Source organism: Amycolatopsis sp. NPDC058278 (assembly GCF_042881395.1).
Classification (GTDB): Bacteria; Actinomycetota; Actinomycetes; order Mycobacteriales; family Pseudonocardiaceae; genus Amycolatopsis.
On sequence record NZ_JBHVXZ010000057.1, the window covers coordinates 53710 to 61933 of the forward strand.

General features: G+C 75.9%; 7 protein-coding genes. All 7 read right to left on the reverse strand.

Annotation, left to right across the window (positions count from 1 at the left end; all coding sequences use genetic code 11):
- Nucleotides 1-2181 (reverse strand): type 2 lanthipeptide synthetase LanM (lanM, locus tag ACFVYA_RS27635; protein WP_387049067.1); only part of this gene is annotated, 2181 nt, incomplete at its 3' end.
- Between the two features lie 84 nt (nucleotides 2182-2265).
- Entirely contained in the window at nucleotides 2266-2970 is a 705-nt protein-coding gene (locus ACFVYA_RS27640) for a 4'-phosphopantetheinyl transferase superfamily protein (protein ID WP_285991013.1), read from the reverse strand.
- Entirely contained in the window at nucleotides 2967-6137 is a 3171-nt protein-coding gene (locus tag ACFVYA_RS27645; RefSeq protein ID WP_387049069.1) for a S41 family peptidase, read from the reverse strand. Before ACFVYA_RS27645 ends, ACFVYA_RS27640 begins: the two co-directional genes overlap by 4 nt.
- Nucleotides 6134-6715: a GNAT family N-acetyltransferase gene (locus ACFVYA_RS27650; protein ID WP_387049070.1), complete on the reverse strand. Its 582-nt coding sequence runs from the start codon at nucleotides 6713-6715 to the stop codon at nucleotides 6134-6136. The genes ACFVYA_RS27645 and ACFVYA_RS27650 overlap by 4 nt, the downstream gene beginning before the upstream one ends.
- Complete coding sequence (locus tag ACFVYA_RS27655; RefSeq protein ID WP_387049072.1) at nucleotides 6703-7140, reverse strand: hypothetical protein; 438 nt, start codon at nucleotides 7138-7140, stop codon at nucleotides 6703-6705. The genes ACFVYA_RS27650 and ACFVYA_RS27655 overlap by 13 nt, the downstream gene beginning before the upstream one ends.
- The gene (locus ACFVYA_RS27660; protein WP_387049074.1) at nucleotides 7133-7588 is read right to left on the reverse strand and encodes a GNAT family N-acetyltransferase; all 456 of its coding nucleotides are present in this window, start codon (nucleotides 7586-7588) and stop codon (nucleotides 7133-7135) included. The genes ACFVYA_RS27655 and ACFVYA_RS27660 overlap by 8 nt, the downstream gene beginning before the upstream one ends.
- Nucleotides 7585-8118, reverse strand: a complete 534-nt coding sequence (locus tag ACFVYA_RS27665) for a hypothetical protein (protein ID WP_387049075.1) — start codon at nucleotides 8116-8118, stop codon at nucleotides 7585-7587. The genes ACFVYA_RS27660 and ACFVYA_RS27665 overlap by 4 nt, the downstream gene beginning before the upstream one ends.
- Nucleotides 8119-8224: the final 106 nt, after the last annotated feature.

Here is an 8224-nt window from a genome sequence, read left to right on the forward strand (position 1 = left end):
GCAGGCGGCGAGGGCGCTGTCCCCGTGGAGGGAGGCCAGCCGCGCCAGTGCGTAACAGATCCCGCCGAGGCCGAAGAAACCGCCGGACCCGACTTCGCGCGCCAGCTCGGGGTGCTCGGCGAGGACCTCGACCAGCACCGGCAGCGTGCGCACGGCCTTCGCGGCCAGCTCGGAGTACCGGGCGGTGCCGGTCAGCCGGCCCAGCTGGGCCAGGAACAGTGCCGTGCCGCAGTAGCCCTCGGCGAGCCCCGCGCCCATCGGCAGCACCAGCCAGTGCCGTCCGTCCAGGAGTTCCAGGCCGACCCAGTTGGCCCGCCCGTCGTCGTGGGCGGCGCGGGCGACGAGGTCGTCGCCGATCGCCGACGCCAGCGCGAGCAGGTGCTGGCTGTCGGGCACGACGGCGGCGACCGCACCGGGCAGCGGCGCACCCGGGCCGTGGCGGACCTCGGGGCGGCGGGTGGCGAGCGTGGCCTCCACGAACCACTCCTGCTCGCGCAGATCCTCGGCGCACAGCTGCGCGATCTTCGTGCGGGCCTGGTCGAGACCATTCGCGGCGAGCAGGCCGGGCAGGACGACGCCGGTGCCGGTGGTGACGTCGACCGACCCCGCGGCGGCGGTGAACACCGGCACGTCACCGTCGCACAGCTCGGCGATCTCGTGGGGCACCAGGGCGGGCAGGTGGGCTTTCCCGTGATCGTCGGCGAGCGAGGCGAACGCCTCGGGCCGGGCGGTGCCCGCGGCGAGGTGCGCCGGGTGCGTCGAGTCGCTCAGCAGCGTGGCGTAGACCTGCGTCGGCCGCATCACCAGGCGGATCTCCTCGTCCGCGAAGACGTCCAGCGCGCCGCCGAGCAGCTCGGCGCGGCGGTCGACCAGGGACTCGTAGGCGGCGCGGAAGCCGCTCAGCAGGCTCTGCCGGTACATCCCGGCGTCGACCTCGGCCCCGCCGAGCACCGGGCGGTTCGCGCCGCCGGCGTAGGGGCGGGGCCCGCGGGCCAGGCGCATGTCGTCGGTCCCGGCGCCGGTCCAGTGCGGCACCTGCCCGGGGCTCTGCTCGCCGTTGCCGCCGCCGAAGGCCGACACGTCGAGCGCGCCGTGCTCGCCGAGCATCAGCGTGGGCAGCAGGGCGGTGCGCGCCACCGAGCGGTGCAGCGCGGCGGCGGCCGGGTCGGGCCCGTTGCGGGTCAGCGTGGCGAACGCGGGGTGGAACAGGGTCTCGACGTCCACCAGCATCGGCTGGTCGCCGCACGCGATGAGGTTCTCGCAGTGCATGTCGGTGGCGTCGAGGGCGTAGAGGAGGGCCAGCAGCGCACCCTGGCGGCGGTAGAACAGCTCGACGCCGGCCTGGTCGGCGCACGGCCGCGCGGGCACGTACTCGGCCCAGCCGTAGCCGTCGCGGGCCAGCACACCCACCGGGCGTGGTGCGAGCCCGGGCCGTTCCTCGGCGAACCACCGCAGCAGCCCGCCCCACCGGGCGAGCAGCCCGAGCGGACGGGGCTTGTAGACGAGCCGCCGTCCGTCGGCGAACCCGAGCACGGCCACCGCGCGGCCGCCGGAGTGCACGTCACCCGCGCCGAGGGTCAGCTCGCTCAGCTCGGCCGCGCTGCCCGCCAGCAACCCGGCGCGCAGGGCGGCGCGGTCCGCGGCGAACCGCGTGAGCAGCTCGGCGACGGCGTCGGCGGTGCGCAGGCAGGTCTGGGCGAGCAGCCGGGCCAGCACGGGGTGGCGGCCCAGCACGTCGGCGAGGAACCCGCGGCTGCCGAGCAGGCGCAGGAAGTCGACGAAGCGGTCGCGTCCGGTGGCGCCGCGCAGCAGGCCGGCCTTCTTCGCCGAGTGCAGTTCGAGCACGAAGGTGCGGGCCGCGAGCGCGGTGAGCTGCCCGCAGAGCCAGGTCTCGACACCGGGCCACACGCGTTCCGCGGCCGGCGCACGCTCGAGCAGCAGCTCCCGGGCGGCGCCGGCGAAAGGCAGCACGGCGTGCCGGAAGACGTGATCGCCCTCGGCGTCGACGGGGGCGGGCCAGTCGCCATCGGCGGGCAGCGAAGCCAGGACGTCGTCCGCGAGCAGCGCCCAGGCGGGCCGGCCGGCACCGGGCTCGCCCGCCTCGCCGGGGAGGCGAGCGGCGGTCCACCAGGCCGGTGCCTCGGGGGAGGCCTGCTCGGGGCGCTCTACTGTCTGGCTCACGCCGAAGAGATTCGCACTCCGGGAGATGCGCGTACATGGGTACTCGCTACCCAGATTGGGTTCTCCGCGCCGGGTCGGGACGGGCTAGGACCTCCCCGCGGTCATCGGCGCGTCGAGCAAGGCCAGGTCACGGCGGTGCACGGCCCGCACCGGCACGGTCGTGGCCAGCGCCGCGACGTGGCCGCCGGGAACGGCGAGGGAGCGCAGGTGCACGGGTTCACTCGGCCAGCCCGGTACGTCCGAACGGGCGAGCCGCCCGCGGACGTCCACCCGGGCCGGGGCCGCCGCCAATCCCAGTCCGGCCAGCTTCATCGCCGCCTCCTTGCGGGTCCACGCCGTCAGCAGCCGGCCGGTCCGTTCCGCCGGAGCCGCCGCCGAAAACTCCCGGTGCTCCGCCGCCGACAGGACCACCCCGGCCAGCCCGGCGGCGTCGGCCGCCGCGGCCGGGTCCTCGATGTCCGCTCCGATCAGCCCCGTCTCCGCCACCGCCAGCAGCAGCCAGTGCCCGGTGTGCGACACCGAAAACCCGGGCGCCCCGGCCAGCCGGGGCCGGCCGTGGGCGGGGTCGCCGCAATGCGCGCACGAGCGGTCGATCACCACTTCCCGCGGCGGGACGCCGACCGCGGAAGCGCCCCAAAGACGTTGCAGCGCCCGGGAAGCCGTGAACACGTCCCCCGCCGGAGTCGCGGCCAGCCGGGCGGCGCGGGCGCGTTCGGCGTCGTCGAGCAGCCCGAGCCACTCCGGCCGGGGCCGGACCGGCACCAGCCAGACGTCGACGTGGCCGGTCACGGTGCCTGCGGCAGCAGCAGGGCCGCCCGCGGCGCGGGCAGCTCCTCCGACGGCGAGCCCAGCTCCGCCAGCAGGTGCGCGACGGCCGCGGCGAGCTGGTCGTCTTCCCCCGGCAGGAGCCGGTCCGGTGCCGGCACCACCGCCAGGTCGGGCTCCACGCCGTGGTTCTCCAGCGAAGCACCCACGTCGCCGAACCGGTAGCGGAACTCCGGCTGGGTCGTGACCGTGCCGTCCACCAGCCGGTGCCGCGGCCAGGTCGCGATCACCCCGCCCCAGCTGCGCCGGCCGATCAGCGGGCCCAGCCCGAGCGCGCGGAAGACGTGCGCGAAGATCTCGCCGTCGGACCCGGTGTGCTCGTTGAGCAGCGTCGCCATCGGGCCGCGCGGCGACTCCGTGGGGTACGGCGCCATCCCGCTCCACCGGCCGTGCTCGGTGCCGGTGCGGCGGCGGGCGAGCCGGTCGAGCAGCAGCGGTGAAACGTGCCCACCCGTGTTGAACCGGACGTCCACGATCAGGCCGTCGCGGTCGAGCTCGGTGAGGAACCCGCGGACGAAGTCGGCGTACCCGGCCCGCGTCATGTCGGGCACGTGCAGGTACCCCAGCCGGCCGCCCGACACCGTGCGCACGTACGCGCGGTTGCCCTCGGTCCAGTCCAGGTACCGCGCCCGCGCCTCGCTCGCGCACGCCCGCACGACCACGCGGTGCTCGGCCGCGCCCGGCCGCCGCACGGTCAGCTCCACCTCCCGGTCGGCCTGCCCGACCAGGAGCTCGCCGGGGCCGGCCGGGCCGACGCGCCGCCCGTTGACCGCGACGACGGCGTCGCCCGCGCGGATGTCCGCGCCGAGCCGGGCGCACGGCGAACCGGCCTTGGGGTTCCACGGGTCGCCGCGCAGGATCCGCGCGATCCGCCACTGCGAGCCGTCGGGCGGGGTGTCCCAGTCGACGCCGAGGAAGCCCTGCGCTTCGTCCGGTCCGGCGCGGTACTCGCCGCCGCGCTCGAACGCGTGCGACGTGCCGAGCTCGCCGTGCAGCTCCCAGATCAGGTCCGACAGCTCCGCACGGCACGAAACCAGCTCCGCGAGCGGCGCGTACCGGTCGTAGACGGCGTCCCAGTCGAGGCCGGACATCCGCGCGTCCCAATAGCCTTCGCGCTGCAGCCGCCACGCCTCGCGGAACATCTGCCGCCACTCCGCCGACGGGTCGAACGGGACCTTGACGCGCCCGAGGTCGACCCAGCCGGTGGCCGGGCCCGGCTCCTCGCCATCGGGCGGGTCGCCGGCGACGTCGGCGCGCAGCACCCGCAGCCGGCTGTCGGTGCGGTGCAGCACCACGTCACCCCGGACGTCCAGCTCGTCGACCGCGCCGAGGCAGCCGGCGGTGACCCGGCCCGTGCCGAGGTCCACCAGCGAAACCGTGCCCTCGGCGCCGGCGTCCGGGTGCGCCGGATCGGGCGCGGCGAGCGGGACCGAGAGCAGCAGCACCCGGCCGGGCAGCGCCGCGACGTCGCTGTAGCGGCCTTCCGGCACGGGGAAGGCCGCGACGCGCCGCGAAATGCCGTCGAGGTCGACCGTCACCCGGCCGTCGCCGCGCGGGGCGGGCAGCGGCTTCCCGGGCACGGCGGCCCGCGTCTCGAACGGCGACTCCTCGCCCGCCCGCAGCGTGATCAGGTACGGCCGCGAACCGAACGGGAACCCGACGTCGAACTGCACCTGGTCCAGCTCCGGCGTGAGGTCGCGCTGACCGAGGAAGTAGAGGTAGCGCCCGGACGGGTCGAACGCCGGGCGCGCGTCCCGCACCACCGGCTCGGTGATCCGGTGGGTCCGCCCGGACGCGGTGTCGGCGAGCTTGATCGACGACGTGCGCGGCGACTCCGGGAACGTGTAGGCCAGCCACCGGCCGTCGGGCGACCACGCGAGGTCCTCGATGCGCTCGTGCCGGCTCGCGTCGAGCAGCCGGGGCCGGGGGAGCACGTCGGCGGTGTCGACGATCCACACGCGCTGGCGGCTGGTCGCGAAGGCGACGAGCCCCGACGCGGGGGAGGCGGTCAGCTCGGTGATGTGCCCGACGCCACCGGCGACGAGCACCGAAGTGTCCTCGCCGCCCTCGGCGTCCATCAGCACGATCCGCTCGTCCGGGCTCTCGTCGGCGGCGACGGCGACCAGCTGCCGCCCGCCGGCCAGCCAGCGCAGCAGCCGGTAGCGCACGCCGTCGGCGCTGCCGTGGCCGCGAACCGGCCCGGACCAGTGCTCGAAGGTGAACGCCTTGCCGCGGGCGGTCACCGCGAGCCGGGTGCCGTCGGGGCTGAGCCGCGCGCCGTCGAGGTACTCGCCCGCGGGGGCGAACCGGCGGCCGCGCTGCGGTGCCGCGCCGCCGAGGTCCACCGCCACCGGCCGGGCACCGCGGGCGTCGAGCAGGTGCAGCCGGGCGCCCGCGGTGTAGACGAGCCGGGTGCCGTCGGTGGTGAGCCCGCGTGCGTAGTGGTCGTGGTGGTCGGTGTGGCAGCGCAGGTCGGTGCCGTCGGGCAGGCACGAATAGACGTTGCCGATGCCTTCGTGGTCGCTGATGAAGTGGACGCGGCCGCCGGCCCAGCAGGGGTCGGCGACGTTCCCGGGCAGCGCGACGAGCCGCGTGAACGGCCCGGCCTCGCTTCCGGCGTACCAGAGCTCGCCCGTGCCGCCGCCCCGGTAACGCTTCCAGCGCGCGGGATCCGCGGTGTTGCGGCCGACGACGACACCGCCCTCGCCGAAGGCGATCGTGTCGGCCGGGCCGAGCCGCAGCGGCCGCGCGGGACCGCCGGCCGGCGCCACCGAGAACAGGCGCGCGCCGAAGCCGGACGGTTGTTCGGCGTCGGTCGCGTAGAGCACCTCGCCGGTCTGCGGGTGCCAGCCGACGGTGACGCAGCGGCCGGCCTGGTGGGTCAGCCGCCGGGGCGGGCCGCCTCCGGCCGGCATGACGTACACCTCGGCGGGGCCGTCGTAGGTGCCGACGAACGCGATTTCCGTGCCGTCCGGGGAGATCCGCGGCCGCCGGGCTTCGCCGGGGCCCGCGGTGAGGCGGTGCGCCCGGCCGCCGTCGGCGGGCAGGGACCACAAGTCGTCTTCGCACGCGAAGTAGAGGGTGCCACCGGAGATCGCGGGCGTCCGCAGGTATCCGGCCCGCCCGGTCACGACCGGGCCTCGATGCGCTCGCGGATCCGCTCGGCCAGCTCCCGGCGGCGTTCCTCGGCGGAGGCCCGGTGCTTCCGGATGTCCTCATCGGACAGTGTCCAGTAGCACGCCGTCCGCCATTCGCCGACGGTGTAGGAATCCCGCTCGCACCGGACCTGGTGCTGGGCTTCGAGCGCCTCGGCGGACAGGAACATGGTGTTGTGCGTGAGGACCTGGTTGACGATCACGCGCATGTTGAGCTCGTCGCGCAGGTGCTTGTGCACCGCGTAGACGGCGAACGCGCCGAGCCCGCGGTCGCGCGGCAGCACGCCGAAGGACAGCTCGCAGCGCTGGGCGCGCCAGTCGATCGAGGTGATCCACGCGAACCCCATCACGCGGCCGTGCGGGCCGCACACGGTGAAGATCCGCTTGGTGCGCTGCTCTTCGGTGATGGTGCGGTGCTGGCGGGCCGCCAGGCCGTCGTCGGCCGAGCCGACGGCGAAGTCGGTGAGGTTGGCCGTGAAGCGCGCCTCGCGCAGCAGTTCCGTGCGCAGCGGGATGTCCTCTTCGGTGAAGTGCCGGACGGTCACGATCGGCATGGCTCCTCCTTCACCAGGACCAGCACGTCGTGGAACGCGTGGCCGGCGTAGTGGTGGCCGGGCAGCACGCCGCTGCGGGCGAACCCGGCCCCGAGGAAGGCGGCGGCACCATCCTCGGGCACCAGCGCGACGAACGACGTCCGCCGCTGGTAGGTGGTGAGGTGGCCGAGCAGCGCGCGCACCGGCTCGGGGCCGGCGGACGTGCTCGAGACGTACGCCTGGCGCGGCTGCGCCCGGTTCGGCACGCAGCCGACGAGCGCGCCGCCCGCGGCGTACACCTGGGCTTCGCGGCGGGTGAGCTCACGCACGAGCAGGGCGTCGTTCTGGGTCACCGGGTCGGTGCCGAGGAACCCGCGCGCGGCGTCGCCCGCGCGGCGCAGTCCCCGCGCGGCCTCGGCGGGCGAAAGCGGCTTCAGCTCAGTCATGGCGGATCGTCCCCCAGATCTCCCGTGCGGCGGGTGCGCCGTCGAACCAGGTGGCGGCCGGCACGACCGCCTCGCGCCGGAACCCGGCCGCGGCCAGCGCGGCCGAGCCGGGCCGGGCGGCCGGGGTGACCCAGCCGTGCAGGCGTCGCAGGTTCAAGCCGGTGAACCCGTGCGCGACGGCGGCTTCGAGCAGTTCATCCACATCGGACAGGCTCGGGTGGACACCGATCTCGACGCGGGCCCGCCGGTGCACCCAGTCGATGGCCGTGTACCGGACGAAGGCGCCGTCGGTGACGCACAGCTCCTCGTCGTCGCCGGCGGGCGGGGGGACCTCCGTCGGGTCGGCGAGCGCGGGCCAGTCTTCGAGCGGCAGCCCCAGCAGCTCGCCGGCCGGCCACGGCCCGCTCAGCAGCCTGCGGTCGGTGCCGCGGTATCCGCGCAGTTTCATGATTCCGCCCAAACCTGCGAGAAGAAGACCGTGCCGCGGCGACGGCCTTCGTGGGTGGTCACGCCGGCGAGCGTGCCCTCTTCGGTGAGCCCGGCCGAGCGCGCGAAGGCGAGGCCGGCCGGGTCGAACTCGGGGAACCGGACCGACAGCCGCACCAGCTCGTGGCGCCACCGCAGGGCCCGCACGATCTCGCGGTACGCGGCACGCCACCAGTGGGTGGGGGTGCCCGAGCGCAGGCGCAGGTGCAGGACGTAGTGGCAGCCGTGCTCGCTGCCCTCGTGCTCGAGCGCGTACAGGCCGATGGGCTCGCCGTCGGCGCGGAGCACGCGCGTGTCGTCGCCGAGGAGCCGCCGGATCTCCCACTCGGGGCGCGTGTCGGGCCGCTCGGTGCGGAAGAAGAAGCCGGGGTCGGTGAACAGCGCGAGCACTTCCGCCCGGTCGGCGTCCGCGCAGGCGCGGGCCGACCAGCGCGGCAGCGCGCGGTCCGCCGGTGCGGCGGCGGGCGGTGCGGCGGGCGCGATCGAGGTCATGGCCCCTCCCGGGCTGGTGGGCTGGCGGAGGTGGTGGTGCGGGCCGGGTCGCGGGACCCGGTGGGCGTGGCCCGGTCGCCGCGGCCGGGTGCCGCGGGAACGGCAC

Excerpts from the sequence above, each read along its gene's own strand:
- ACFVYA_RS27650 (WP_387049070.1), bottom strand. The coding sequence starts at position 6,715 with ATGCCGATCGTGACCGTCCGGCACTTCACCGAAGAGGACATCCCGCTG.
- ACFVYA_RS27655 (WP_387049072.1), bottom strand. The coding sequence starts at position 7,140 with ATGACTGAGCTGAAGCCGCTTTCGCCCGCCGAGGCCGCGCGGGGACTG.
- ACFVYA_RS27660 (WP_387049074.1), bottom strand. The coding sequence starts at position 7,588 with ATGAAACTGCGCGGATACCGCGGCACCGACCGCAGGCTGCTGAGCGGG.
- ACFVYA_RS27665 (WP_387049075.1), bottom strand. The coding sequence starts at position 8,118 with ATGACCTCGATCGCGCCCGCCGCACCGCCCGCCGCCGCACCGGCGGAC.